Here is a 25,162-nt window from a genome sequence, read left to right as displayed (position 1 = left end):
CTCCTCAGCGATCGCCGCAGAGTACCTTCAGCGCGGCGTGCGCGTACGCTTTGGCTGCCTGTTCGAGCTGCTCAACAGGTACGACCTCGTCCGAGGTATGGGCGAACCGGGTGTCGCCCGGTCCGAACATCACCGTCTCGACCCCACGCAGGTTGAGCAGGCCCGCATCGAGCGAACTCTTGAAGTAGGTGAATGAGGGCGCAAGTCCCGTGACCGCTGAGAATGACTCGGACAGAAGGCTCGCAACCCGCGAGTTGCGCGAGACCTCGGACGGGTACATGAGCGGGCCCTGCTTCACCTCGATCCCGAATCCCTCGATGCCGGACACGGTCCACCTGATCTCGTCAAGCGCTGCTTCGGGCGTCTCCCCGGGAAGCAGGCGCCTGTCGTATGCAATGACACAGAGGTCCTGGATGGTGTGAGTGGCCCTCGGGAAGCTCTCGATGTGCATTGGGGCGAACGTGGACTCGCCCAGCGATTCGTGCGCCCCCCGCGGTGCCAACCCGCTGAGCGCATTCAGCACGAGGCGGGCACCCTCGATGGCGTTGACCCCCTCGTGCGGCGCGCTGCTGTGGCTCGCGCGACCGTGGACCTCGATTATCACGTCGATGCGCCCCTTGTTGCCGAGGCACACCTGATTGCTTGTGCCGAGGCCGACCACCGCGAGGCCGGGCTTGCCCGGCAGGTTATCCAGGGCGCAATCCACGGCGTCGTGGCGTCCGGTCTCGCCGGCGGTGCTGCACAGGAATACAAGGCTACCATCGAACCTGACGCCGGCGCACCGCCGGGCCTTCTCCACAAGGCCCACGGCGTACATCATTGCGGCGAGGGCACCCTTCTGCTCGCAGCTTCCCCTTCCACGGAGGCACTCGCCTGTGTAGCCGTACCTGTCCCCGCTCACGACCATCCCCTTGAAGGCGTCCGCCATCTGTCCCGCCTGTGGGGTCATGGCGTAACCGACCAGCATGAGCGAACCGCCGTGCGGGGAGCCACCCGGCGACCCCGACGACGCCCGCGCCGCCGGCGCAGCGGCTGCCGTCGCAGCGGTGGGCGGGGCCCCGATCCGCGCGAAGATGTTGCCCATCGGGTCCGTCGTAGTATCGAGACCCAGCCCGAGGAGATAGGGCTCCACGACCTTCCAAATGAAATCCAGCACCTGCGGTTCCCGCTCGAACAGCTCTGTTTGCGGGCTCGGGGTGCCCAGCACCTTCAAAGCCAGCGTCAGGAGTTCATCACGGTCGAAACAACTCAGGACCAAATCCTTCAGGTGGTTCATTTCAAACCTCCGGCCGCGGGATAATCTCGGGCGATCTCCATGACGTTCGTCATTGAATGCCTGATGTGCTCGCGCATTATTGACTGCGCTCCGGACGCGTCGCGCTTTTTGAAGGCATCCAGGAGATCGTAGTGGTACTGCATCCTGAGGTAGAGATGGCCCGACCTGACGCCGAGATATAGCAGGCGGTAGGTGCGGTCGAAGATATTGGAGACCACCGACAGGATCTCTCTGTTGGCGGTGGCTCGAGCCACACCCACGTGAAACGCCCTGTTGTTTTCGAGGTACGGCATGTACTCCTCCCGTGTTCCGGCGGTCGGCGTCTCGTTGGATATCCGTTCGAGATCGGCGATGTGCTCCGGAGTTATGCGCTCGGCCGCCAGGCCGGCCGCGGCGGGTTCGACTATCTCGCGGAGTTCGAAGCAGTCGCACACTTCCCTCGCTTCTATCGGGGCGACGATGTATCCCCTGTAGGGGACGGAGGTGATGAGCTTCTCCTGGCGGAGGCGGTTGAGCGCCTCGCGGATGGGGGTCTTGCTGACCCCGTACTTGTCGACCAGCTGGCTCTCCCGAACCATCGAGCCCGGCTCGAGTTGCAGCGTGATGACGTCCTTGCGAATTTCCTGATAGACCTTCTCAGACAGTGCCACACTCACATCCAGCGGGTTCTGTAACATGGCGACTCCTTTCGAAGGGAGACTTGGCAATAACCGCCGCGCCGTGGGGCGCCCTTGGGTAGGATACTAGTATATTAGTGGTGTTCTACGCGGAAGGCGCGTTTTCCTTGCGGGGTTTTGTCGGCGCTCACGGTATCATCCCGGGCACGAGGTAAGCCTGGATCACGCTAATCAAGCCGACGGACACCGCCAGCATCACGCTCGTCAGCACGATCCTGCGGAATAGGACGCTCTCCTCCCCGGGTATGCCCGCGACGCTGGCGGCAACCGCGAGCGTCTGAGGGGCCAGCATCTTGCCGAATACCGCGGCGACGCCGTTTCCCGCCACAGCCAGCACGGGCGGCATCCCCACCCTGTTGGCCGTCATCACCTGCAGGGAGGCGAACATCGCGTCCGAAGCCGTGTTACTCCCTACCATCACCGCTCCGAGCCAGCCCAGGATCGGGCTGAGGAATGGGAACGCGCGTCCCGAGCGGGCGATGGCGAGCGCCAGGGTCGTGCTCATCCCCGAGTAGTTCATGAGGTATGCTGCTCCAAACACCGTGACCATCGTCAGGATGGACAGCCTCACCTGCCTGACGGTCCCAGCGAGGATGGAAGCGGCTGTCTCCAACGGCACCCTCAACACCACCACCGACGACACCGCGGCCACGAGGATGCCCGTCCCGGCGGCGGACAACCAGTTCAGGTTGAGCACCGCCGCCATCGGTGTGGCGCGCGGGACAGCGGGGGGAGTCCTCAACACGAGGTTGTGCAACGCGGCCACGGGTATCTGTAGAGAAGCCGCGTCCAGAATGCTCTGCACCTGCGGGACTGTCCAGACCAGTACGACGACATTCAGCAGGATGAACGGCATCCAGGCGTCGATCAGGATCCTTACGGGCGGTAGGCCGCGCCGCGGGCCGGCGTCAGCCGTGCGGCTCGCGTCGAATTCAAAGCGGTCGTTCAACGGCCATATCCTTGCGGTTATTGCCGCTGCCACCAGCCCGCACACCGCCGCTGCGAGCGCGGCGGAGTAGTGACTGATGTAATTCGAGAAGGCGAAAAGGACAAACGCGTAGGTGGCGCCTGTCGCCAGGGCGTGCGGCAACACTCTCGCCAGGATCCGTGGGGTCATTCCCGCCATGCGGGCGAGCAGCACGAACGGCATCGCGAGCGACAGGAACGGCATTTGCCTCCCCGACATAATGCTGATCGCGTCCATCGAGAGGCCACTCACCTGGGACAGGACGACGATCGACAAGCCCATCGCGCCAAACGCCGACGGCATACTCGCACCGAGTAGACCGAGACGGGCTGCCTCGACTGGCGGGAAGCCCAGGCCTGCGAGGATCGACGCGGTGATCGTGACGGGTGTGAGGAACCCGGTGGTGCTGTCCAGAAATGCCGCGAAGCAATACCCCACGAGTATCGCCTGTATCCTTCGGTCGCGCGACACCGCCTCCAGGGAGCGCCTTATTTCGGTGAACCTTCCCGTCTGGACCGCCAGGTTATACAGGAACAGCGATCCAACGACTATGTAGGCTATGGGGAACAGGGCGAACGCCGCGCCCAGCGTGACCGAGCCCGCCGCCTTGACCGCCGGCATGCGCCAGAGAAGTGTCGCCTCGGCGCACGTGACGGCCAGCGTTATCCCGCCCGCGATGTAGCTCTTGATCCTGAGCACCACGATCATCGTCAACAGCAGGGCGAGCGGCGCCGCCGCCGCCAGCACGGAGATGTAGAACGACCCCGCAGGGTCATAGGGCTGTACCCATTCGCCCACTAAGAACGCACCGCCTTGTGGCAACGGAATACCGCCTCAATCATAACCCGCACCTCCGGTAGTGGACAACGTGGAAAGACTAACCTGCAGGAAGAAGCCCGGCCGTGGAGGGGACGGGGGCCTCCCGGCGGGTAAGTTGCAGCGGCGGGACGGCTGCCCAGGGCCGGGAAATGGCAGGATTATACGGTGTGCGATGGAACTATCGCAGTGCGGGAGGTGCATCCCCCTGAAAGTCAAGGGTTTGGGAATCGACGCCGTGGACGTCGGGCGCATGCGCGAGACCCTCGCGAGACGCGGCCGGCGGTTCCTGAAAAGGATCCTGAGCGATCGCGAAATGGAGGATCTCGGGCTTGATGCGGGTGGACGGGCCGGCGGTGCGGACATTGCGGCGAGGATAGCCGCCAGGTTCGCGGCCAAGGAGGCCGTGGCCAAGGCGCTCGGCTGCGGCATATCCAGGGTGGCCTGGAAGGACATCGCGGTCCTTCGCAGCGGCGGCGGACCCATCCGGGTCGAGCTCGCTGGCGGCGCGATGGAGGTGGCCAGGAGTCTGGGTGTAAGCGAAGTTCAGGTAAGTATAACGCACGAGCGCACCATCGCGGTAGCGGTGGCTCTGGCACAGGGGGAATAGAGCGTGAAGCTAGTGACGGCCGCCCAGATGAGGGACATCGATTCCTGGGCGATAAACCAGGTGGGAGTCCCCGGCCCTGTGTTGATGGAGAACGCCGGGAGGTGTGTCGTGTCCGCCACGGCCGCCATGCTGGGCGGCCTTCGCGGTACGCGGGTGGCCGTGTTGTGCGGCAAGGGCAACAACGGCGGGGACGGCTTCGTGGTAGCGCGCCACCTGTCCAACCACGGCTGCCGGGTTACGGTGTACGTTGTCGGGGGCAGCGACGGCATCAAGGGCGACGCGCTCACGAACCTCCAGGCCCTGACCAGGGTGCTCGAGCAGGCTCACCCCGCGACCGGACCGGGAGGTGCCCTGCTCAGACTGGTCGACCTTTCGTCGCCGGAGGAGACTGCCGCGACTCTATCCCGCGAGCTCGCGGGCTTCGACCTGCTGATCGACGCCCTCCTGGGAACGGGATTCTCAGGGGAACCGCGCGAGCCCGTGGCGTCCGCCATAGGGGCGATCAACGCGGCGCGGGCCTCCGGCCATACCGGCCGGCGAGGCGGGCGAGGCGACCCCCGTGTGCTGGCGGTGGACGTTCCTTCGGGACTCGATTCGACTACCGGCCAGGCGTCTGGGCCCTGCGTGAAGGCCGACGTCACTGTTACGTTCGGATACCCCAAGGCGGGCCTCGTCATCTTCCCCGGTGCGGATTACGCCGGCGAAGTACTCGTGGGGGACATAGGTATACCCGGCGGCGGACCGGCCCTGGGGGTCCGGGTGGAGACGGTCGAACCCGCAGTGGTTGCGTCGTGGCTCGGAGCACGCAAGAGGGACTCGCACAAGGGGGCCTACGGCCGCGTGCTGGTTGTTGCAGGGTCCAGCGGCATGACAGGGGCCGCGGCACTGGCCGCTGGGGCGGCATGCCGCGCGGGGGCGGGCCTCGTGACCGCGGGGGTGCCGGAATCGCTGGCGCCGGTCATGGAGGCAAAGCTCACCGAGGCGATGAAACTGGCGCTACCGGAGGCGGCCGAGCCGGTCGAGGAGCGCGAGCCGGTCGAGACCGCGGCTGCGGGACCAGGCAGAGTGACGTTGAGCAGGGCTGCGGCCGGACCTATCGTCGAATTCTGCCGGGACGCAAGCGTGCTGGCGTACGGGCCGGGCATTTCGGTTACCGCCGAGACCCGCGCGCTGACCAGCAAGTTGCTTTCTACGATCGAAATCCCCCTGGTCCTCGACGCCGACGCGCTGAACTGCCTGGGCGGGCGGCGAGACCTCGAGGTGAGGCAATGGCCGACCGTAATTACGCCCCACCCGGGTGAAATGGCCAGGCTGGCGGGCATCAGCACGGCCGAGGTGCAGCGGGACAGGTTGGGTGTGGCGACGGAGTTCGCGCGGGCATCCGGCGCGGTGGTGGTGCTGAAAGGCGCCCGCACGGTGATCGCCTCTCCGGATGGCCGTGTATTCATCAACCTCACGGGGAACCCCGGCATGGCGACGGGCGGGATGGGGGACGTCCTCACGGGGGCGATCGCGGCGCTGATAGCGCAGGGACTCCCGCCATTCGAGGCCGCCGCCGCGGGCGTGTTCCTCCACGGTCTCGCAGGGGACATCGCTGCCGACCAGGCGGGTGAGGCAGGGATACTGGCGGGCGACGTGTTAAGGAACCTTCCTACCGCACGTGCAATAACCTGTCGTATGGACGACGACTCGTGTGTCATATATCACTCAACAGGCACAAATGATATATACCTGGCGCGTTTGGATATTGCTGCCCTGGTTCAACGTAGATATAATTCAAGATAGCAGACTGGCTCCAGTGATGCACACCGGCTCCAGCGGTGGAAACACGCTCCAGAGGTGTGCGGGCCCCAGGATCGAAGGCGGGAGGGTCATCAATGGCCAGGTCCAGGCGGATAATGATCAGCGTTCCGGCGGGCTTGCTACAGGAAGTGGACGGGATCGCCGCCGTCGAGAAGGGCAACCGGAGCGAGGTGATCCGCTGCGCGGTCAGGGCCTACATCGAAGAGCGAAAGAGGCGTGAGACCCGGGAGTCCATGCGCAGGGGATACATAGAGATGGCCCAGATAAACCTCGGCTGGGCCGAACTCGGGATGGGCTACGACCATGGGGAACCCGGAGGTCGGGATGAGTGAACATCAGGAGAGGCGACGTGTTCTACGCCGATCTGAGTCCCGTTGTAGGGTCGGAACAGGGCGGAGTCCGGCCGGTAATAGTCATCCAGAATGACATCGGAAACCGTTACAGCCCGACGGTCATCGTCGCTGCGATAACCTCCCAGATAGACAAGGCCAGGCTGCCGACTCACGTCGAGCTTCCAGCAGCCATTTCGGGTCTCGAGCGGGATTCCGTAGTGCTCGCCGAGCAGCTCAGGACCATCGACAGGCGCCGGCTCAAGGAGAAGGTGTCGCACCTCGAGGAGGATTTGATGGCGAGGCTGAATGAAGCGCTTGCCATAAGTATAGGGCTTAAGGAGGTCTGACCGTGCAGATAGGCGAGATCCCCCGGGTAAGGCTGGCTACACTGCCCACTCCGCTCGAAGAGGCTCCGCGACTCGGCGAGGCTCTAGGGGGCATCCGGCTTTTCGTGAAGAGAGACGATAACACCGGCCTTGCGCTGGGCGGGAATAAGGCGAGGAAGCTCGAGTTCCTCATGGCGGACGCGGTAAAGCAGGGAGCCGATACCGTGATCACCACGGGCGGGCCGCAGTCGAATCATGCGAGGATGACCGCCGCCGCTGCGAGGAAGCTCGGCATGAGACCCGTTCTTGTACTGGAAGGCAAGAAGCCGTCCGAGCGCCAGGGGAACCTGCTTCTCGACGAGCTCCTCGGAGCCGAGGTTTCGTTCGTTCCTGAGGACGCCGACCTCGATGCGGAGATGGCGCGGGTGGCCGAACGGTTGCGGGCCGGCGGAGCGAGACCGTACATAATCCCCCTGGGTGGCTCGTCTGCCCTCGGTTCGATCGGGTACGTCCTGGCCGCCATGGAGATCGTTGACCAGTCGATAGCGGCTGGAATTGCGCCGGATAGAGTGTACACGTCGGGAGGTTCGGGTGGCACGCTTGCCGGCCTCTTGCTTGGAATGAAGGTGTTCGCCCCGCAAGTTGCCGTGTGGGGCATCAGCGTCGGGCGCCGCGAGCCGGACCTCATTCAGAGGATCGTCAGAAAGGCGGAGGAAGCGGCGCGGCTGGCCGGGCTCCCGGTTTCAGTCACGGAAGACGACGTCCACGTTGACGACGATTACGTTGGCCCGGGTTATGGCATACCGAGTCCGGAGTGCATCAAAGCGATAAGACTGGCCGCCGAGACCGAAGGGCTGATCCTGGACCCGGTTTACACCGGCAAGACGCTCGCGGGACTCGCCGGACACGTGAAACGGGGGCTCGTCCGGAGCGGTGAGACGGTGGTCTTCCTTCACACGGGCGGCGCCCCTGGCCTGTTCGCCTACAGCGAGTGGTTCTGATGGTCAAGTCATCGCCGGTCATCGGCGTGACGAGTGATTGCGCTCAGGACGGGCGCATCCACGTCCGCCGCAACTACGTCGAGCCGCTCGTCAGACTGGACGCTGTTCCCCTGCTCGTTCCCGCGGTCGAATCCGATTACGGAGCCACCGCGGATGCGCTTGCGCGCGAGCTCGACGGGTTGCTTCTGACCGGCGGCGCAGACATCGACCCGCGGTACTTCGGTGAAGACCCGGTCCCCGGCGTCTACGGGATCTCGGTCGAACGGGACGAGATGGAGATTGCGCTGGCGCGCTCGTTCCTCGCAGTGGACAAGCCCATATTGGGCATTTGCCGTGGGCTGCAGCTGCTGAACGTCGCGGCCGGAGGGTCCCTGATCCAGGACATCCCGTCGCAGGAACCCCGCGCGGGCGAGCACCGGCTCAGGCGAACCCCGCGCGGCTGGGGGCTCCACGAGGTAACGATCAGTCCCGGGACGGCTATCGAACGTATACTTGGGAAAAGCAATGCCCGCGTCAATTCCCGTCACCATCAGGCCATCAAGGATGTTGCCACGGGGCTGGAGGTTACCGCGATGGCCTGCGACGGTGTTATTATAGAGGCGGTTGAGAGCAGGTCCCACAGGTTCGTGGTCGCGGTTCAATGGCATCCGGAGGACCTGTACCCCGGCGAAGACTCGGTGAGGTTGTTCTCACACTTCATCGAGGCGTGCCGCGGCGGCCGGGATTGACCGGAAAAGGCGTTCAATTACAGGAAGGGGTGTTGAACTGTGTTGGAGTCGGTGAAGGTCGGGGGTCGAAGAAAAGAAGATTAAGGTCGCGGGTTTCCTCGCATTTCGCGGACGGCGCCGCACATCCTCGCGCCGTGTTGCCTCATTACGGGGATTTCCCTGCGACCATCAAGTCGAGGGGGAATCCGCTTGCGTCTTCAAGACATTGGATGGGACTCCGGTCTCGAGTCCCAGTTCAGCGAATATGCTGTGCCTGGCTACACCCCTGGAAGGATCTCAGCGGAGTTCAGGGATTCTTACCTGTTGCTCAGCGAGGCGGGGGAGGTACGGGCGTTGCTATCGGGCAGGTTCCGGCACCTTGCGGACTCGGGGACTGATCTTCCGGTAACCGGCGACTGGGTTGCGTTCACCCGTGAGTCAGGGGCGGGACCGGCCATGATCCATGCCGTCCTGCCCAGGCGAAGCAAGTTCTCCAGGAAGCAGCCCGGCCCAGGGCACACCGGGGAACAGGTCATAGCGGCCAACATAGACGCCGTGTTTATAGTCATGGCGCTCGACCGCGACTTCAACGTGAGACGCCTTGAACGCTACCTGGTGCTGATATGGGAGAGCGGGGCGTCACCCGTGGTCGTGCTTTCCAAGGCGGACCTCTGTGATGTAGCGACACTCACCGCGCGGACCGCCGCGGTCGAATCAATCGCGCCGGGAGTCCCTGTCCACGTGGTGAGCAACATCACCGGCGACGGCCTTTCAGGCCTCGGCGTTCATCTCGCTCCGGGCAGAACCGTGGCGCTTCTCGGGTCCTCGGGGGCGGGAAAATCGACCCTGGCAAACCGCTTGCTCGGGGCGAACGTCCAGGCCACCGGAGAGGTGCGGAAGGATGACAGCCGTGGCAGGCATACAACATCCTACAGCAGGTTGATTCGCCTGCCGTCGGGGGCCCTGCTCGTTGACAGCCCCGGGCTGAGGGAGCTCCAGCTCTGGGCGTCGGACGACGGATTGGACGACGCGTTCGAGGACGTAGCGACACTGGCCCGCGGCTGCAGATTCTCGGATTGCCGGCACGAATCGGAACCCGGATGCGCCGTGAAGCAGGCAGTGGAAGCTGGCACGCTGGATCCCGGCAGGTACGAAAGCTACCTGAGGCTTCGCAGGGAGGTGGCCTTCTTGAACCGGAAGGAGAATATCGACTCCTACCTCGCGGACAAGAGGCGGCGCAAGGCCTTGAGCAAGGCGGTGAAGAGACTGAAGAAGCACTGAGATGACGTGCGGGCGCCAACTCCCGTCAGTCGCCGCGACGTTTGCGAGGAGGCCTGGCGCCCGCTGTTGCTCTACTCAACCTCATCGTGCGTCTGATGTGTCCGCTTGCCGGATGCTCAGGATGACTCCGGCAATGACGACCGCCCCGGCCATCAACTGGTCGACTCGTACCGCTTCATGGAGGAGCAGTACCGAGAACAGGACCCCGAATACGGGTACGAGGTTCATCAGGGTAACGGCGGAGCTCAGACAACCCGCGAAGCCCGTAGTTGTATAGCAGGAAGGCTGCGACAGAGCAGAATACCCCCAGGTACAGGAGGATCAGAGATGCCTCAATGGTTGGGACTTGCCAGCTCGCCCTCTCGGTCAAGGCCAGCGGAATGAAGGTGAGCGTTCCGGCGACCGTCTGGTAGAATGATACGGTAATCATCGGATAGCCCCTTACCACCCTGCGAGTCACGAAGTTGTAGAGTGTCCAGACTATACCCGCCGCGATCAACAGGAGGTTACCCATTAATTGCTGCTCTCCGCCGCCCCCCTGCTGGCTGTGAGATAGCCGGTAGACCCCAAACAGGGCCATTGAGATACCAAGCATCTTCATCCACGATACTCTGGTCCGGTAGAGCAGCAACTCGAAAAGGGAGGTTATGGCAGGATAAGAGGCAATGATGAGGGCGGCGTTAGACGCCGTCGTCAGCCTTACGCCGGTGTTTTCCAGGGCGAAATACACCGTGATCCCCAGCACCCCGCTGACCGAAATCAGGCCTGCGTCCCTGGGGGTGGGTTTTCTGGACGCTCCCTGCGCCAGGAGGATGGTTCCCAGGACCAGGGAAGCGATGACAAAACGCGCTGCCCCGAGCGTCAAGGGTGGAAATGACCTGTATGCCATCTTGGTTGCGACAAATGACGTACTCCATATCAGTACGGCGAGCGTCCCGGCGAGTATGTACGATATGTCCTGCTGGGGTCTTGCCGCTTTCACCGGTTCTCCGCGTGTTATGGTTCCAGCATCCATTTCTGGGCCACCCTCCAGCAATTGACGTCTAGTAGCTAATAATGTAGCTACTATCTGGATACTGTCTAGTGTAATGTGCAGATGTTGGTTGCGTCAAGTGCCTGATGGTATACTTGAATGAAGTGACTGGTGTGAGGGGTGTTCCAGGGGGGAGAGCGCGTGTGAAATCCAACATGATAGAGATCCTGCAGGACTTGGACTTGACGGAGTATGAGGCCAAGGCATACCTGGCTCTACTTGAGAAATCTCCCATTTCGGGATATGCTGTCGCCCTGAATTCGGGGGTGCCGAGGTCCAAGATTTATGAGGTGTTGGGTTCGCTGGTACAGCGCGGAGAAGTCATAATGAGCCACGGCAATCCCAGTCTCTATGCTCCGTTACCCCCCAAGGAACTGATCGCCCGAAGGCGGCTCAGGACTGAAGCGATACTGAAGGCGGCGGACGAGGCACTTGAACGATATGCCTGCGACGCTATGGGCAGGGGAAACATCTGGAACATCACCGGGTATCACGACATCTTCAACCGTGTCAAGGAGGTCATAAGGAAGGCAAAAGGGCGAATACTGCTCGAAATATGGAAAGAGGATGCCGAAGAAATAGAGGAAGACCTGCGCGAGGCGTCAAGAAACGGCGTTGAAATCCTGATCGTAGGCTATGGAAACATAGAATTCAGCTTTGCACAGGTCTACCCACACGACCTCGGCGAGGAAATCACGGACGAGTACGGGGGGCGTTGGGTTGTCTTGAGCGCCGACGATAGGGAAATCGTCGCTGGAATCGTATCACTGGGGGATGATAGCCGCGCGGCGTGGACGATGCATCCAGGCCTGGCCATGCCGATTACCGAGGTTATAAAGCACGACCTGTACATCATGGAGATGTTGAAAGAACACCGCCCCCTGCTGGAAGCCAGTTTCGGGCCTAATCTCATCCATCTTCGCAACCGCTTCAGATTCGGCCCACCGGGAGTCAGCGTTGCTGCCAAACTGGGATTGCTGAAGTAGGGACATCCGTTCCCGGGGGCGGCCGGCGGGGGAGATGGTATCGTGACCCAGTATCCTGTATCACCTGTTATCTGCCGGGTCACAAGGGGAGACCTGGTCGAATGCTTGCACCGGGGAGACATTGCGGTGGTGGACGCCGCCAGCCGGCTGGTCGCTTCCGTGGGTGATCCGTCGAAAGTGACGTACATGCGCTCGTCAGCCAAGCCCTTGCAGGCGCTTGCCGTCATCGAATCCGGCGCCGCGGAACGCTTCGGTTTCAGCCCCCGCGAGCTTGCGGTGATGTGCGGCTCGCATAGCGGTGAGGACTTCCACGTCGAAGTCGTAGCCGGCATCCTGGCGAAAGCCGGGCTCTGCGAGGACTACCTCGCCTGCGGGGTCCACCCGCCGATATGCAGGTCCCAGACTGTGCGACTCATCCGTGAAGGCAGGCCCGCGACCCCCCTGTACAACAACTGCTCGGGAAAACACGCGGGGATGCTGGCGCTTTGCGTGCACCTGGGACTCCCCCTCGACGGTTACTGGAAGCCGGACCATCCCGTGCAGCGGATGATGAAGACGATCGTCGCGGAGGTGTCGGGATACCCCGAGGAGCGGATCGTCGTCGGCGTGGACGGTTGCGGGGTATGCGTGTTCGGCCTGCCACTCAACAGCATGGCCCTGGCCTACGCGAGGCTCGTCACGTGGGACGCGCTGCCTCCAGACCGGCCGGGCCGGGCCGCCGCCGCGGCCCGCCTCGTCGAGGCGATGGTGACCAACCCCGACATGGTCGGTGGGACCGGGCGACTGTGCACCGACCTCATGCGGGGCGCAGGTGGCCGGCTGATCGGGAAGGAAGGGGCCGACGGAGTCTACTGCGCCGCAACGAGGGATAGTGGTTTCGGATTCGCGTTCAAGGTGGAGGATGGGAATTCGCGTGCTCTGGGACCCGCGCTGCTGAGCGCGCTCGAGCAGCTCGGGGCGCTGCCACCAGCCGATCTCGCGCGTCTCGGGGGGCTCAAACGCCCGCCTGTCGTGAACCATCGGGGCGAGACAGTCGGCTTCGTCGAGGCGTGCTTCACTTTGGAACGTCGTTCGTGAGTCCCGCGCGCTCCTGCGCCGGCAGGAGAAGCACGTCCCTGCCTTGAATGGTTGAGCAGGCTTGATGGGGGTGGGATTTCCAGGATGCCCGCTGCACGCCTGACTCAGGGCACGCTGTTCGAAACGCTGGTGGCGCCCACCGGGGCTCGGTCCACGTCGACGCAGACGACCCAGGTGCCGCTCCAGCCGGCCGGGTACTCGCCGGCCCAGGGGTCGCTCGTCGACCGGCCGCCGGCGGTGATCGCACCCGGTCCCGAAAACGACTACGCTGGCATCGACAACCTCGACGACCTTGCGAGGCACGTCCTGAAATGCCGGAGGTGCGAGCTGCGCGACGGCTGCCGTGGGGTCGTGTTCGGGGAGGGCACCCCAAAGGCAACCCTCATGCTGGTCGGCGAGGGTCCGGGGGCCGTCGAGGACGAGATGGGCCGCCCATTCGTTGGCCCAGCGGGCAAGCTCCTCGATAAGATCCTGGCGGCGGCCGGTTTTGCCCGCGAAGAGGTATACATAGCCAACATAGTTAAATGCAGGCCGCCTGGCAACAGGCTCCCCACCCCGCAGGAGGCGGCGAGGTGCCTGCCCAACCTGCGCGCACAAATCAGGATAATACACCCCCGGATAATCGTGTGCCTCGGCGCCCTGGCCACCCAGACTCTGGTGGACAGGTCCGCGCGGATCACCGCCTCGCGAGGGACGTGGTTCGACCGCGGAGGTATCAGGATATTACCCACCTTCCATCCAGCTGCTCTCCTGAGGGATGAGACCAAGAAGAAGCCGGTGTGGGAGGATTTCAAGAAGGTCAGATCCGAATACGATTCGGTCCCGGGCGCGGCGGGTGGAGCATGACCTCCCGCTGCTGGTTATATTACAGATGCGCCACGACGCGACTCTGGCGCAGGTGGTGATCGAAACGGTAGCAGGCCGGCCGGCGGCGGCTCGCCCGGCAGGGAACAGAAGCGAGTTCCTGACGAACTCGCCGGATGAGACCCTCGCCCTTGCGGGCAGAATCGGCGAAGCCATACGGTTTCCTGCAGTCATCGGCCTCAGCGGGCAGCTCGGGGCTGGCAAAACGCTATTCGCCCGCGGGCTGGCCGGTGGGCTCGGGGTCAAGGGGCACGTCACCAGCCCCTCGTTTACCCTCGTCCATACCTACCGCGGGAGGATGACCGTACACCATCTCGACGTGTACAGACTGGATAACCCTGCCGAAATAGAGGACCTGGGGTTTCACGAGATGCTCGACGAGGCTGTCGTCATCGTGGAATGGGCGGACAGGGTCGAGCGGTTCATGCCGAGCGAACGGCTCGACGTAGTCATAGAGCGTGTGGGTCGCGAGGAGGCCCCGGCTAACACGAGGCACATCACGATGACGGCGCGAGGAGAGGCGCACTGTGGCCTCGTGCGGGGGCTGTCAACCGCGGGCACGACCGGGCGAAAGGCGGCGCCGGCTGCGCCGCAGCCGTCGAAGAGTCCCGCGCCGGAGCCGGCCAGTGGGACGACTGAAGGAGGCGACGCGGGTTGATCCTGGGGATCGAGACAAGCACCGTCGCCTGCAGCGTCGCGCTGTTTGCGGGGAGGCTGCTCGCCGAGCACACCCTGTATATCAAACAGGCGCACTCGGTCAAGCTGATGACCCTGGTGGACGCGGTATTCAAGGACACCGGCGCATTCCCCGCGGACCTCTCCACGGTAGCGGTGTCGACCGGACCGGGCTCGTTCACCGGGTTGCGGATAGGCGTCAGCACGGCGAAAGGCCTCGCTTTCGGCTGGGACAAACCCGCCGTGCCGGTCCCGACGCTCGACGCGCTCGCGCTGTCGGCCATCCCGTGGCCGGGTCACATCTGCAGTCTCCTCACCGCGAGGAAGGGAGAGGTTTACGGCGCGCTCTACGACGGCCTGACCGGCGACCCCGTAAAGCAGGCTGGCTGCTTTGCGGTTGATTCACTCGCGCCGTTATTCGAGAATACTAAAGGTAGTGTGTTGATACTGGGAGATGCCGCCGGCATGTGTTCGGCCATCCTGGCAGACGTGCTGGGGCCGAGGGCGGTTTTCGCCCCCGAGAACAGGCGGCTTCCAAGGGCTTCAACGGTATGCGAGATGGCTGTCCGGTTGCTGGATGCGGGAAGAACGGTCTCACCGCTCGAACTCCGTCCGGCTTATCTCCGCCTGTCGGAGGCCGAACTGAAGTGGGAATCCAGGCAGAAGAAGGCGAATTGTTGAAAAACCGGATCGAGGTCAGCGAGATGCAGCTCGCGGACCTGGACGCAGTGCTCGAGATCGAGGTGCACTCGTTTCCCACACCCTGGTCGCGCCGCGCCTTCTGGTCCGAGTTGACCCAGAACATCTACGCTCACTACATCGTAGCCAGGCTCGACGGCGTTATAGTGGGTTACGGCGGGATGTGGGTCATCCTGGACGAGGCCCACGTCACGAACATCGCGGTACACCCCGAGTACCGGCGGCTCGGCATCGGCAAGCGCGTCCTGGTCGACCTGATGGAGCGCGCGAGGTCTCGTAGCGCCACCAGGATGACCCTCGAGGTGCGCAAGTCCAACAGCGCCGCTCAAAGCCTTTACGAGCAGATGGGTTTCGTCGCCAAGGGTATACGTAAAGGGTATTACTCCGACCTCAAGGAAGACGCGATCATCATGTGGAAGGACGACCTCTGCAAGCAGAAGAACCCCTGGTACAGAGTCCCGTGGTTCGGGGTCGGGCGATGAACGATCAGGTCTCGCCCCGTAGCGGCAGCCGCCCGAGCCCCGGTCATTTGCTGAACTGCCGGGGAGGCCGGCAAGCAGGCCCCATCCTGTGCAGCGCGTGTCTCCTGGGGGTCCGCTGCAGATACGACGGCGAGAACAAGGCCGGCCCCTCCTATACGCCCCTGCTCGAACGCCTGCTTCAATCGGGCCGCCTCGTGCTGGTCTGCCCGGAACAGCTCGGCGGACTACCCACGCCAAGGCCACCCGCGGCCATCGAGGGCGGCGACGGGGGCGACGTGCTGGATGGGCGCGCCCGCGTGCTGACCAGCGACGGTCAAGACGTGACTCCGCAGTTCGTACGGGGGGCGGAGGAAGCCCTCCGCGTGGCACGCCTCGCCGGATGTCGCTCCGCCGTGCTCAAATGCGGCAGCCCGTCCTGCGGCGTCGCGCGCGACCTTCTCGAAGGCGAAGAGCGGGCGCCCCTGCTCGACGGGGTGACCGCCGCGTTGCTCAAGCGCAACGGAATCGAGGTTGTTGACGAGCAGGTGCTTTCATGCAACCGCAAGGTTGCTTCCTTGATGGCAACAGGAGAAGAGCCGGGGACCTACTCGACCCCCGGCTGACTGTTCTTCGCTAGTTTAGCAGCCGATCCGCCTTACCGGATGGTAAACCGAATACCTCCGATTGTACGAATTACCTCTCCGCCTTCCTTCACGTAACCCTCGGCGTAGTACTCGCCCGCCGGGAGGCCCTTCAGGTAGATGAAGTGCTGCTGCAGGGCGCCCGCCGCCATCTTCTGCACGAACTCGCTCCTGGACATCGCGGGGAGCTCCTTCCGCGTGACCGAGCCATCAGTCCCCCAGATCACGAACGCGTAGGTGTGCGTGTCAGGGAAGATGACCTCATCGTTCGTCGGATTCTTGACGGTCAGCATCAGGCTCGGCGGGTTGGCGCCGAACAGCGACTTCTGCCTGAAGCTCAGGGTGTACTCGAGCGGATCATACCACGTTGGGGCACGCCCGTACCCGGTATACTTCACAGACAGATTGGCCCTGACCACCGGTTTGCTTGACGATACGGCCGTGAGGTACCCCCTGACGGAATACGCGCCCGAGGCCAGCCGCGGTATGTCCGACCAGTATGTCTTCGTTTCGCCCGCCTTGAGCACGACATTCTGGACGGCCTGGGTGTAGAACTTGCCGTCCGCGGAACCCCATACCTTCTGCCCGTAGCGCAGGATGACGATCTCGTGGGTCTTCCCCGACGGGAACGTGAGCGTCTTGTCCTCGGAAGTCGCGTTCTTCACCATGAGCCCGATTCGCTCGGGGCTCCCATTTTTGTATGTGAGCTTGAACTGCAGACCGTCCTTCGACTGAGTCCACGTGTGGCCCGGGTCGAGCGCCACCACGCGCTTGCGGCCAAACCACCTGTCGTACCAGCGGTCGTTCCATCGCCAGCCCGCGTAGTCGCCGGAAAGGACACCCTCGATGAAATCTTCGGGGATGTACGCGACTCCCTGCACTACCACGGGCGCTCTACTGAGCTTCACCGTCTGGCCATCCACCACGGCGTATCCGCCGTATACCGGAAGCGTGATGTCCAGGCCGTCTATTTCGACGTAGAACTCCTGGGCCGCACTGTCAAACCAGACGGAAGCGCCCGCCTCCTGCATAACCTTCCTGAACGGGAGCATTCTCATCCCGTCCCGTGTGACGCTGGCTGTGCCGGCGGAGGTCGTAGCCTCCGCGGCCAGCGCCGCCGGGGCCGCCGCAGCCGCGATTCCCGAAACCAGAAGCGTGGCCACCAGCGCCAGCGCCGCAAACCTCCTCGTCCCTGCAGAGCTAGACATAACGTATCCTCCTCTCCCTGGTCGTCGCGCGGGCCGGTAATCTATATGCCAGCATATGCTGTATAGCCGGCGGTCTCTGACGCGACTCCATGGTTAACATAAGTGTACCATATCCCTGAGACGAACCCCACAGCGCAAGGTTCCCTCGTGTCCCATGTAGTTTCTGGTAACGCGGCGGAGGAATACGCGACCTCCTGCAGAACAGAAGATACGTTCTGAAAAGGGGCGGATCTGTTGGCGTTCAAGGTCCTGGGGATCGAGACAAGCTGCGACGAGACCTCGGCGGCCGTCGTGGCCGGCGGCTCGACGGTGCTGAGTAATGTCGTATCCTCTCAGATAGACATCCACTGCAAGTACGGCGGTGTTGTTCCCGAGATCGCTTCCCGCAGGCACGTCGAGATGATTCTCCCCGTGGTCCACGAGGCGCTCGAAGCGGCGGGCGTGAAACTGGACGGGATTGATGGGGTAGCCGTCACGAACGGCCCCGGGCTGGCCGGGGCGTTGCTGGTGGGCGTGGCGTTCGCCAAGGCGGTGGCTTACGCAAAGGGACTCCCGCTGATCGGCGTAAACCACCTCGAGGGACACGTATACGCGAACTGGCTGGGCGAGACCCGGCCCGAATTCCCGTTTGTGTGCCTGATAGCATCGGGTGGGCACACTGACCTCGTGGTCGTGCACGGACACGGGGACATGGATATCGTGGGGAGGACCAGGGACGACGCTGCCGGAGAGGCGTTCGACAAGGTCGCCAGGGTAATGGGGCTGGGCTACCCGGGGGGTCCGCTCATTGACGGATTGGCCGGGGGCGGAACCCCCGGCCGCGTTCGGCTTCCCCGCGCCTTCCTCGAGGAGGACTCGTTCGATTTCTCGTTCAGCGGCATAAAGACCGCTGTGGTGCTGGCGATGGAAAGGCTGGGCAACGAGCGGTGGAGCCTCGAAGACCTGGCCGCCGAATTCCAGGAAGCGGTTGCGGAAGTCCTGGTTGAGAAGGCGGTGGCGCTCGCCGGGGGGAGAGGTATACGCAGGGTCGCGCTTGCCGGCGGAGTTGCCGCCAACAGTGCGCTCCGGCGCCGTTTGGCGGAGGCCGGCTCGCGGCTGGGTCTCGATGTAACCATACCGCCCCTCGCGCTGTGCACGGACAACGCCGCCATGATCGCTGCGGCAGGCTACTACAGGCTCAGTGCGGGGGAGAGGTCGGGGTTCGACCTCAATGCCGAGGCCGACCTGCCATTTTCCAGGCGGCCTGGTTGTGACGCGGTGGTATCAACAGGGCGGACTTAGAACAGCCTGTGAATTCGGTGGTTGAAGCATAAAAACGCTGCTGGAGCCACCCTTCCCCTGTGGATAACCCTGTGGATTAGGTGGATATCCGGCCTTGCGGCGTTGTCGTCACGTTGTTACAGGCACATCTATATTCGTGCGGGCCGGAGCTATTACCGCGTGCCGGGACCCGCTGCCGCGGCGCCGTATTGACGGAATGTGATCTTTATTGCTGTCTGCTGCCGTACGGCATGGATCCCGACCGGACGCGTGCTCCCAGAGCACATGTTGGGCTGTGACACGTGCTGTGGCGCACGCGTCCGGCGAGACTGGGTAGATTCTGTGAGATCAGGGCAGCTGCAGTGAGATTCAGGGCGAAGACAGGCAGAGACAGCGGGTAGCCACCACACTCGGCCAGATTTCGGCGAATGCCTGGGGACCCGGCGGACCCGAGCGTGACATAACGCGAGTCCAGGCTCTACGCCGGTGCCCGTCGATGGCTCAGGAACCTTTCGGAGATTTGTCTAATGAAAAAGGAGAACGGCATAGGATTGAGGCGACTCTACACCCGTGAATTCGATGGACCTAACCCGATGCACCGCTGGCACGCGATAGTCCCTGCCTGGAAGGTATTCCGCAACTTCCTGGTGATGTGGCTGTGCAGGTACATCCCATTCCCGTCGTGGAAGTGCGTCCTGTATCGCGTAACCGGGATGAAGGTCAGCGCGCGCGTTTCGGTGGCGGCAATGGCTATGATGGATTTCTTTTTCCCCGAATTGATCAGCATTGGGGATAACACGGTCATTGGCTACAATGCGACGATACTCGCCCACGAGTTCCTGCCGCACGCGCTTCGCACCGGAGAGGTCATCATAGGAAGGGATGTCATGATCGGCGCCAATGCGACGGTACTGGCCGGAGTCCGGATTGGAGACGGCGCCGCCGTCGGCGCCATGGCGCTCGTTGCCGGCGATGTTCCGGCCGGCGCGTTCGTGGGCGGTGTGCCGGCCCGCGAGATCGTTCGATCTAAGATAAGCCCGGGAGGAGGGCAGCAGGATGGGGACTGAGATGCTGTCCTTTGTGGTTTCGCCCGTGGACCTGTTCTTCATCGCGGTGACGCTGGCCGGCAGCGAGGTTTTCCTGACCGCGGTTGTGCTCGCGGTTTACTGGTGCAACGACAGGGTTGCAGGTCTCAGGCTGGGCGTTGTGTTCCTTCTCTCGATGTGGCTCAATTCCGTGCTGAAGCTGGTTTTCAAACTGCCGAGGCCGGCGCCGCACTCCGGCGGCGCGGGGGCCGCGCGACCGTACGTAGTATTGGGCGCCGAGGGGTACGGGTTTCCAAGCGGCCACACGCAGGGGACTGCGACCCTGTGGTGGATGCTCGCCGGCCTGTTCAGGCGGCGTTTCATGGCCGCGGCCGCGGCGGTGGCGACAGTGCTGGTGGGCGCTTCTCGTATGTACCTGGGGGTCCATTATCTTGAAGACGTCGTGGGTGGAGGCGCGCTCGGCATCGCGGTGGCAATCGCCGCCGTGGCGTCGTTCCGGTGGCTGGACCGGAGTGGGCGCCGCGTCACGAGGCCGGTCCTCGTTATCGCGGCTTTGGTACTCCCGGCCCTCATGCTCACCGGCCCCGTCGATGAATCCGTCATGAAGTCTTCGGGGTTTTTCCTGGGGTTCGCGCTTGGCGGCGCCGTCGAGCCCGCGCTGTGCGGCTTCCGGAGACCCGCCGGACTGCGGACGCAGGCTGCGAGGGTGGCGCTGGGCCTCGGTTGTGTGCTTGCCGTCGGCGGTATCATCGAGCTCGTCGCGCCCGCGACGCCGTCCTGGGTGTGGCTCCGGTACGCCACCACGGGGCTCTCGGCGACGCTTCTGGTCCCCTGGGTGTTCGTTCTCGTGGGATTGGCTGCGCCGGAGGGTGCGGCGTCGTGATCCCCGACTGGGGCAGGCTCACCGGGGTGCTGTACGCGTCCCACAGAGCGGGTGTGCTCCCGATTACATCGCAGTGCAACCTGGACTGCGTGTTCTGCAGCAACCGGTTCAACCCGCCGGGGGTTGAGGTAATCGGCATCCCCCCGAGGGAAGTGACTGAGATAGCCCGGTCTCTCGATCAGCTGGCCGGCGCGGAGAAGATCGTGATTGGAGAATCCGCCACCCGTATATGCGAGGGCGAGCCCATGACCCATCCCGCGTTTGCGGGGATAGTCGAACTCGTGCGCGGGAGATACCCCGGGACGCCCATCCGGATCACGACAAACGGAACGCTTCTCGACAGGGAAACCGCCCGCATGCTATCTCGCCTCGGCGACGTTGAGGTCACTGTGTCGCTGAACGTGGTGGATCTTGACGTCCGGAGCCGGATTATGGGCGATCGTGCTCCGGAGCGCGCCATACGGGGAGTCGAACTGCTCAGCGAATGCGGAGTGCGGTTCCACGGCAGCGTCGTGGCCGCCGGCGAGGCCGTCCACAGCCTGCGTCGCACCATCGAATTCCTTAGGGGGTGCGGGGCGCTCACCGCCCGCGTGATGATGCCAGGGTATACCAGGCGATACGTGGGGGACACCCTGTCTGGCGGGGAGATGCGCGCTCTCGTCGAGCGTGCGGTGGCGGCCGTCCGGAACGGATCCGCCGGCGCGGTGGACATGCCGGTGACGGTGGAGCCGCCGCGGGTGACTGACCTCGTCCCGCGCGTGGAGGGTGTGATCCGCAACAGCGCCGCGGCGCGAGCGGGAATGAAGCGCGGCGACGTCATCCTCGAGGTTGACGGGACCGGCCCGGAGAGCAGGTACCACGCGTTCGACTTGATGAAGAACGCGGGGGACCCCGTCGTAAAGCTGGCGCGGGATGGGCGGGACCTCGAGGTACTGCTGGAGAAGATACCTCGCACGCCGCCCGGCGTGGTAATGCTGCATGACATTGAGACAAGCCAGGTCAGGGACGCGCTTGACGCCGTCAGGCGCGCAGGCGCGTCCACGCTCAGTCGCACGACCTGCCGGACTGACGCGGCGCGACCGCTTTTCGTCACCTCAGTACTCGGAGAGACGCCGGTGAGGCTGGCGCTGCGGGCCTCGATGCCCGACGCCCGCGTCATCGTTGCGCGGAACGAGTTCTTCGGCGGCAACATCGCCTGTGCCGGCCTGCTTACAGTGGAAGACATCATCTCGTCCGTCCGGCAGCACCTGGCTCACGGGGGAGCCGCCGCGGTTGTCGTAGTACCGGCGGCCCCGTTCGACGACAGGGGCAAGGACCTGGCCGGCCGGTCGTACATGGACATCGAACAGGCCACTGGAGTCCCGGTGGCGGTGGTCTGAGGAGGAATGCGATTGGATACCCTTGACTTCCTGGGTCGCCTCTCGAGAGCGACGGGATTGCCCGGCCATGAGTCGGAGGTTTCGCGCATTGTCGCCGAGGCATTCGGGCCCCTGGCCGCGGACGTCAGGATTGACAGGCTTGGCAGCTGCATCGCGTTCAAACCGGGTGACGGGCCGGGCCCGAGGCCGAAGGTGATGTTCGCCGCCCACAGCGACCAGATCGGGCTGGTCGTGACGAAGATCGAGGACGGCGGGTTCCTGCGTTTCGCCGGCATGGGCGGGGTTGATCCGAGGGTCCTGCCGGGCATGGAGGTCCTGATTCACGGGAGGGCGAGCATCCCCGGCGTGGTCGGTTCGAAACCCCCGCACACAGTGCCCCCAGAGGAACGGAACGCCGCATTCAAAATGGACGAACTGTATGTGGACGCCGGCCTCGCAGAGGAACAGGTCCGCGAGAACGTACAGGTCGGTGACATGGTGAGCTTTGAGTCGGCGTTCTCGCCACTGGGCGATTTCGTCGTCGGGAAGTCCTTCGACGACAGGGCCGGGGTCGCGGTGCTGTACGAATGCCTCGACTGCCTGTCGCGGCTGCGGCACTCCGCCGACGTCTACATCGTCGCAACCGTGCAGGAGGAGACCGGGATGCGCGGGGCGGCCTGTTCCACGTTCTGCATATCTCCGGACGTGGGCATCGCCATAGACGTTACGCACGGCGACATGCCGGGGATCCCGGAGTACCTCACTTCGAGGCTGGACAAGGGCCCCGTCCTGTCGGCCGGCCCGAACGTCCATCCAAAGGTCCTGGCGCGCCTCGACGAGGTGGCCAGGCGTAACGGCATACCGGCGCAGACTGAGGTGTCAGGTGGGTCCTCGGGGACTGACGCCTGGGCAATACAGGTGACGCGCTCCGGCGTGGCGACGGGAGTAATCTCCATCCCGCTCAGGTACATGCACACGCCTGTCGAGGTGCTGTCACTGCGCGACATACAGGAGGCGGGCAGGCTGGCCGCCCAGTTCGCAGCGGACCTCGATCGCGCGTTTGTGGAGGGATTGCGGTGCTATTAGAAAGGCTGACCCAGGCCGCAGGCGTAAGCGGCAACGAAGACGAGGTGCGCCGCATCCTGCGTGACGAGGCCTCGAAGGCCGGGGCGGACGTGGAATGCGACGTCCTCGGCAACCTGATAGCCCGCAAGAATCCTGGAGAGACCCCGCGCGGCGAGCTCGCTCGACCGCTCGTCATGCTGGCGGCCCACATGGACGAGGTCGGTCTCATCGTGAGTTTCATCGAAAAGGAGGGCCTGCTCAGATTCCAGAAGGTCGGGGGCATCGACGACAGGGTGCTTCCGTGCAAGGAGGTCCTGGTGGGACGCAACAGGATTCGCGGCGTCATCGGTCTCAAACCGCTGCACCTGCAGGAGAGCGACGAGCGGGAGAAAATTTTGAAGTCCGACAATCTCTTCATAGACATCGGCGCGAGGAGCCGCGAGGACGCCGAGAAAAAGGTGCGGCCTGGAGATTACGCCTCGTTCGCCGGCGGTTTCAGGCAGCTTGGCGGCAGGACGGTCAGGGCCAAGGCGCTCGACGACAGGGCCGGGTGCGCGGTGCTGGCGCAAATCCTTGGCAGGGATTACCCGTTCTCCGTGGTCGCGGTCTTCACCGTCCAGGAGGAGGTAGGCCTGCGCGGAGCGGCGGTGTCGGCGTGGGCCGTGCAGCCGGACATGGCAGTCGTGCTCGAAGGCACGATCTGCTCGGACACGCCAGGGACGGACGACCACCTCCAGGCCACGCGCCTTGGCGGCGGCCCCGCCCTCAGCATCATGGACGGGACATCCATCGCCAGCAAGACGATGCTCAGGCAGATGGTCGAGGTAGCCACGGAGAACAACATCCCGTACCAGTTCAAGCGCATCACACTCGGCGGTAATGACGCGGGCCGGATCCACCTGTCGAGGACCGGCGTGCCGACTGCCTCTGTTTCGGTACCGTGCCGCTATATCCATTCTCCGTCATGCATCATGAGCCTCGATGACTTCGAGAATGCCATCAGGCTCGTGGACGCATTTCTGGTGAGTGTCGGGGAGGGGTTTCGCCCATGAAGGACACGATCAAGAAGCTGGTCGAAGCGTATGGCCCGTCGGGAAACGAGGAGCGCGTACGCGACGTCATCGTATCGATGATCCGGGGATACTGTGATTCTATCAGCGTGGACGCGCTGGGTAACCTCATCGCGTTCAAGAAGGCCGGTCCCGCGGCGGCTGATAAGGCCGCAGCCGGCGCCGCGTCCAAGGTGATGGTCGCCGCGCACATGGACGAGATCGGCTTGATCGTGACACACATCGATGAGAAGGGCTTCCTCCGGTTCGCCCCTGTCGGTGGGGTCGACCCGTTCACCATCCTCGGCCAGCGCGTGGTGTTCGCCAACAGCGCTACCGGCGCCGTGTGGATGGAGAAGCTGGACAAGATGAGCGAGCTCAAGATCGACAGGATGTTCATCGACGTGGGCGCGTCTTCCGAGAAAGAGGCATCCCAGCGAGCATCGATCGGCGACATGGCGGTATTCGACCGGAAGATGGAGGAAAACGGCGACAGGATAATCACGAAGGCCGCGGACGACCGCGTGGGTTGCGCGGTGGTGGTCGAGGTGATGCGCAGGCTGAAGAGCGTACCGCACGACGCCTACTTCGTGTTCACCGTGCAGGAAGAGGTGGGCACCAGGGGCGCCACGACCTCCGCCTTCGGGATATACCCCGACGTCGCCATCGCCGTGGACGTGACGCGGACGGGCGATACCCCGAAATCGGATCACATGAACGTCTCCCTGGGCAAGGGCGCGGCCATCAAGGTCAAGGACTCGCGCCTGGTCGCGCACCCCGGCGTCAGGCGACTTCTCGTCTCGACCGCCACTGCGCACTCGATACCCTACCAGATGGAGGTGCTCGAGCGGGGTGGGACCGACGCCGGACCGATACACACCACTCGGGAGGGCGTGCCGTCCGGGGTGATTTCAATCCCGACCCGGTACGTGCACACGCCCGTCGAGATGGTGGACCTCCGGGACGTGGAGGCGTGCGTGCGATTGCTCGAGAAGACCCTGTCCGGCCCCATGGTACTGTAGATAGGACCGGTTCAGAACCGGTATACAAACCCGGCGTAC

General features: G+C 63.9%; 24 protein-coding genes and 1 pseudogene. 20 read left to right on the top strand and 5 right to left on the bottom strand.

Going from position 1 to position 25,162, the window contains the following annotated elements:
* Positions 1-4: 4 nt before the first annotated feature.
* From HPY55_02630 to HPY55_02620, 3 genes are all read right to left on the bottom strand, one after another.
* A complete protein-coding gene (locus HPY55_02630) occupies positions 5-1,276 on the bottom strand; it encodes a M20/M25/M40 family metallo-hydrolase (GenBank protein NPV69527.1) in 1,272 nt (423 codons plus the stop codon).
* Complete coding sequence (locus HPY55_02625; GenBank protein NPV69526.1) at positions 1,273-1,953, bottom strand: GntR family transcriptional regulator; 681 nt, start codon at positions 1,951-1,953, stop codon at positions 1,273-1,275. Before HPY55_02625 ends, HPY55_02630 begins: the two co-directional genes overlap by 4 nt.
* A gap of 127 nt (positions 1,954-2,080) precedes the next feature.
* Positions 2,081-3,742 (bottom strand): lactate permease LctP family transporter, encoded by a 1,662-nt coding sequence (locus HPY55_02620; GenBank protein NPV69525.1) that lies wholly within the window; start codon positions 3,740-3,742, stop codon positions 2,081-2,083.
* Between the two features lie 169 nt (positions 3,743-3,911).
* On the opposite strand from HPY55_02620, the gene acpS reads away from it, so the two are divergent.
* From acpS to rsgA, 7 genes are all read left to right on the top strand, one after another.
* Positions 3,912-4,346 carry a holo-ACP synthase gene (gene acpS / locus HPY55_02615; protein NPV69524.1) on the top strand — a complete coding sequence of 145 codons (435 nt, stop codon included), beginning with the start codon at positions 3,912-3,914 and terminating at the stop codon, positions 4,344-4,346.
* A 3-nt stretch (positions 4,347-4,349) separates the two neighbouring features.
* The gene (locus tag HPY55_02610; protein NPV69523.1) at positions 4,350-6,131 is read left to right on the top strand and encodes an NAD(P)H-hydrate dehydratase; all 1,782 of its coding nucleotides are present in this window, start codon (positions 4,350-4,352) and stop codon (positions 6,129-6,131) included.
* Positions 6,132-6,223: 92 nt separating this feature from the next.
* Positions 6,224-6,481, top strand: a complete 258-nt coding sequence (locus tag HPY55_02605; GenBank protein NPV69522.1) for a ribbon-helix-helix protein, CopG family — start codon at positions 6,224-6,226, stop codon at positions 6,479-6,481.
* Entirely contained in the window at positions 6,478-6,828 is a 351-nt protein-coding gene (locus HPY55_02600) for a type II toxin-antitoxin system PemK/MazF family toxin (protein ID NPV69521.1), read from the top strand. Before HPY55_02605 ends, HPY55_02600 begins: the two co-directional genes overlap by 4 nt.
* A gap of 2 nt (positions 6,829-6,830) precedes the next feature.
* A complete protein-coding gene (locus HPY55_02595; protein NPV69520.1) occupies positions 6,831-7,808 on the top strand; it encodes a D-cysteine desulfhydrase family protein in 978 nt (325 codons plus the stop codon).
* A complete protein-coding gene (locus HPY55_02590; protein NPV69519.1) occupies positions 7,808-8,536 on the top strand; it encodes a gamma-glutamyl-gamma-aminobutyrate hydrolase family protein in 729 nt (242 codons plus the stop codon). Before HPY55_02595 ends, HPY55_02590 begins: the two co-directional genes overlap by 1 nt.
* Before the next feature lie 189 nt (positions 8,537-8,725).
* Positions 8,726-9,796: a ribosome small subunit-dependent GTPase A gene (rsgA, locus tag HPY55_02585; protein ID NPV69518.1), complete on the top strand. Its 1,071-nt coding sequence runs from the start codon at positions 8,726-8,728 to the stop codon at positions 9,794-9,796.
* A gap of 81 nt (positions 9,797-9,877) precedes the next feature.
* Here the strand turns inward: rsgA and HPY55_02580 are convergent.
* Positions 9,878-10,811 (bottom strand): annotated as a pseudogene (locus tag HPY55_02580) (EamA family transporter).
* A 161-nt stretch (positions 10,812-10,972) separates the two neighbouring features.
* On the opposite strand from HPY55_02580, the gene HPY55_02575 reads away from it, so the two are divergent.
* From HPY55_02575 to HPY55_02550, 6 genes are all read left to right on the top strand, one after another.
* Positions 10,973-11,815, top strand: coding sequence for a TrmB family transcriptional regulator (locus HPY55_02575; GenBank protein NPV69517.1), 843 nt, complete (start codon positions 10,973-10,975; stop codon positions 11,813-11,815).
* Between the two features lie 42 nt (positions 11,816-11,857).
* The gene (locus HPY55_02570; protein NPV69516.1) at positions 11,858-12,892 is read left to right on the top strand and encodes an asparaginase; all 1,035 of its coding nucleotides are present in this window, start codon (positions 11,858-11,860) and stop codon (positions 12,890-12,892) included.
* Between the two features lie 84 nt (positions 12,893-12,976).
* Entirely contained in the window at positions 12,977-13,738 is a 762-nt protein-coding gene (locus tag HPY55_02565; protein ID NPV69515.1) for a uracil-DNA glycosylase, read from the top strand.
* A complete protein-coding gene (gene tsaE / locus HPY55_02560; protein ID NPV69514.1) occupies positions 13,728-14,414 on the top strand; it encodes a tRNA (adenosine(37)-N6)-threonylcarbamoyltransferase complex ATPase subunit type 1 TsaE in 687 nt (228 codons plus the stop codon). The genes HPY55_02565 and tsaE overlap by 11 nt, the downstream gene beginning before the upstream one ends.
* Before the next feature lie 568 nt (positions 14,415-14,982).
* A complete protein-coding gene (rimI, locus tag HPY55_02555; protein NPV69513.1) occupies positions 14,983-15,612 on the top strand; it encodes a ribosomal protein S18-alanine N-acetyltransferase in 630 nt (209 codons plus the stop codon).
* Positions 15,609-16,214: a DUF523 domain-containing protein gene (locus HPY55_02550; GenBank protein ID NPV69512.1), complete on the top strand. Its 606-nt coding sequence runs from the start codon at positions 15,609-15,611 to the stop codon at positions 16,212-16,214. Before rimI ends, HPY55_02550 begins: the two co-directional genes overlap by 4 nt.
* A gap of 32 nt (positions 16,215-16,246) precedes the next feature.
* Here the strand turns inward: HPY55_02550 and HPY55_02545 are convergent, their stop codons facing one another.
* Positions 16,247-17,440, bottom strand: a complete 1,194-nt coding sequence (locus HPY55_02545; GenBank protein ID NPV69511.1) for a hypothetical protein — start codon at positions 17,438-17,440, stop codon at positions 16,247-16,249.
* Between the two features lie 234 nt (positions 17,441-17,674).
* Between HPY55_02545 and tsaD the strand changes: the two genes are divergently transcribed.
* The 7 genes from tsaD to HPY55_02510 all read left to right on the top strand — a co-directional run bounded on the left by tsaD (position 17,675) and on the right by HPY55_02510 (position 25,123).
* A complete protein-coding gene (tsaD, locus tag HPY55_02540; protein ID NPV69510.1) occupies positions 17,675-18,721 on the top strand; it encodes a tRNA (adenosine(37)-N6)-threonylcarbamoyltransferase complex transferase subunit TsaD in 1,047 nt (348 codons plus the stop codon).
* 506 nt (positions 18,722-19,227) lie between these two features.
* Entirely contained in the window at positions 19,228-19,767 is a 540-nt protein-coding gene (locus HPY55_02535) for an acyltransferase (GenBank protein NPV69509.1), read from the top strand.
* On the top strand, positions 19,757-20,629 hold the full coding sequence (locus tag HPY55_02530; GenBank protein ID NPV69508.1) for a phosphatase PAP2 family protein: 873 nt from the start codon (positions 19,757-19,759) through the stop codon (positions 20,627-20,629). The genes HPY55_02535 and HPY55_02530 overlap by 11 nt, the downstream gene beginning before the upstream one ends.
* The gene (locus HPY55_02525) at positions 20,626-22,008 is read left to right on the top strand and encodes a DUF512 domain-containing protein (protein ID NPV69507.1); all 1,383 of its coding nucleotides are present in this window, start codon (positions 20,626-20,628) and stop codon (positions 22,006-22,008) included. The genes HPY55_02530 and HPY55_02525 overlap by 4 nt, the downstream gene beginning before the upstream one ends.
* A gap of 12 nt (positions 22,009-22,020) precedes the next feature.
* A complete protein-coding gene (locus HPY55_02520) occupies positions 22,021-23,073 on the top strand; it encodes a M42 family metallopeptidase (GenBank protein NPV69506.1) in 1,053 nt (350 codons plus the stop codon).
* Complete coding sequence (locus tag HPY55_02515; GenBank protein ID NPV69505.1) at positions 23,064-24,104, top strand: M42 family metallopeptidase; 1,041 nt, start codon at positions 23,064-23,066, stop codon at positions 24,102-24,104. The genes HPY55_02520 and HPY55_02515 overlap by 10 nt, the downstream gene beginning before the upstream one ends.
* Complete coding sequence (locus HPY55_02510) at positions 24,101-25,123, top strand: M42 family metallopeptidase (protein NPV69504.1); 1,023 nt, start codon at positions 24,101-24,103, stop codon at positions 25,121-25,123. Before HPY55_02515 ends, HPY55_02510 begins: the two co-directional genes overlap by 4 nt.
* The last annotated feature ends 39 nt before the right edge of the window (positions 25,124-25,162 follow it).

The sequence above is a fragment of the Bacillota bacterium genome (genome assembly GCA_013178305.1).
Classification (GTDB): Bacteria; Bacillota; Sulfobacillia; order JABLXB01; family JABLXB01; genus JABLXB01.
The sequence above is the reverse complement of the archived record's forward strand: the minus strand, read 5'-3'. Positions and strand labels throughout refer to the sequence as shown.

Bases quoted from the DNA above. Each gene is read 5' to 3' on its own strand.
- acpS (NPV69524.1), top strand. From the start codon at position 3,912: ATGGAACTATCGCAGTGCGGGAGGTGCATCCCCCTGAAAGTCAAGGGT.
- HPY55_02535 (NPV69509.1), top strand. From the start codon at position 19,228: ATGAAAAAGGAGAACGGCATAGGATTGAGGCGACTCTACACCCGTGAA.
- HPY55_02550 (NPV69512.1), top strand. From the start codon at position 15,609: ATGAACGATCAGGTCTCGCCCCGTAGCGGCAGCCGCCCGAGCCCCGGT.
- HPY55_02530 (NPV69508.1), top strand. From the start codon at position 19,757: ATGGGGACTGAGATGCTGTCCTTTGTGGTTTCGCCCGTGGACCTGTTC.
- HPY55_02605 (NPV69522.1), top strand. From the start codon at position 6,224: ATGGCCAGGTCCAGGCGGATAATGATCAGCGTTCCGGCGGGCTTGCTA.
- HPY55_02590 (NPV69519.1), top strand. From the start codon at position 7,808: ATGGTCAAGTCATCGCCGGTCATCGGCGTGACGAGTGATTGCGCTCAG.
- HPY55_02545 (NPV69511.1), bottom strand. From the start codon at position 17,440: ATGTCTAGCTCTGCAGGGACGAGGAGGTTTGCGGCGCTGGCGCTGGTG.
- HPY55_02510 (NPV69504.1), top strand. From the start codon at position 24,101: ATGAAGGACACGATCAAGAAGCTGGTCGAAGCGTATGGCCCGTCGGGA.
- rimI (NPV69513.1), top strand. From the start codon at position 14,983: ATGCGAGATGGCTGTCCGGTTGCTGGATGCGGGAAGAACGGTCTCACC.
- HPY55_02630 (NPV69527.1), bottom strand. From the start codon at position 1,276: ATGAACCACCTGAAGGATTTGGTCCTGAGTTGTTTCGACCGTGATGAA.
- HPY55_02625 (NPV69526.1), bottom strand. From the start codon at position 1,953: ATGTTACAGAACCCGCTGGATGTGAGTGTGGCACTGTCTGAGAAGGTC.
- HPY55_02565 (NPV69515.1), top strand. From the start codon at position 12,977: ATGCCCGCTGCACGCCTGACTCAGGGCACGCTGTTCGAAACGCTGGTG.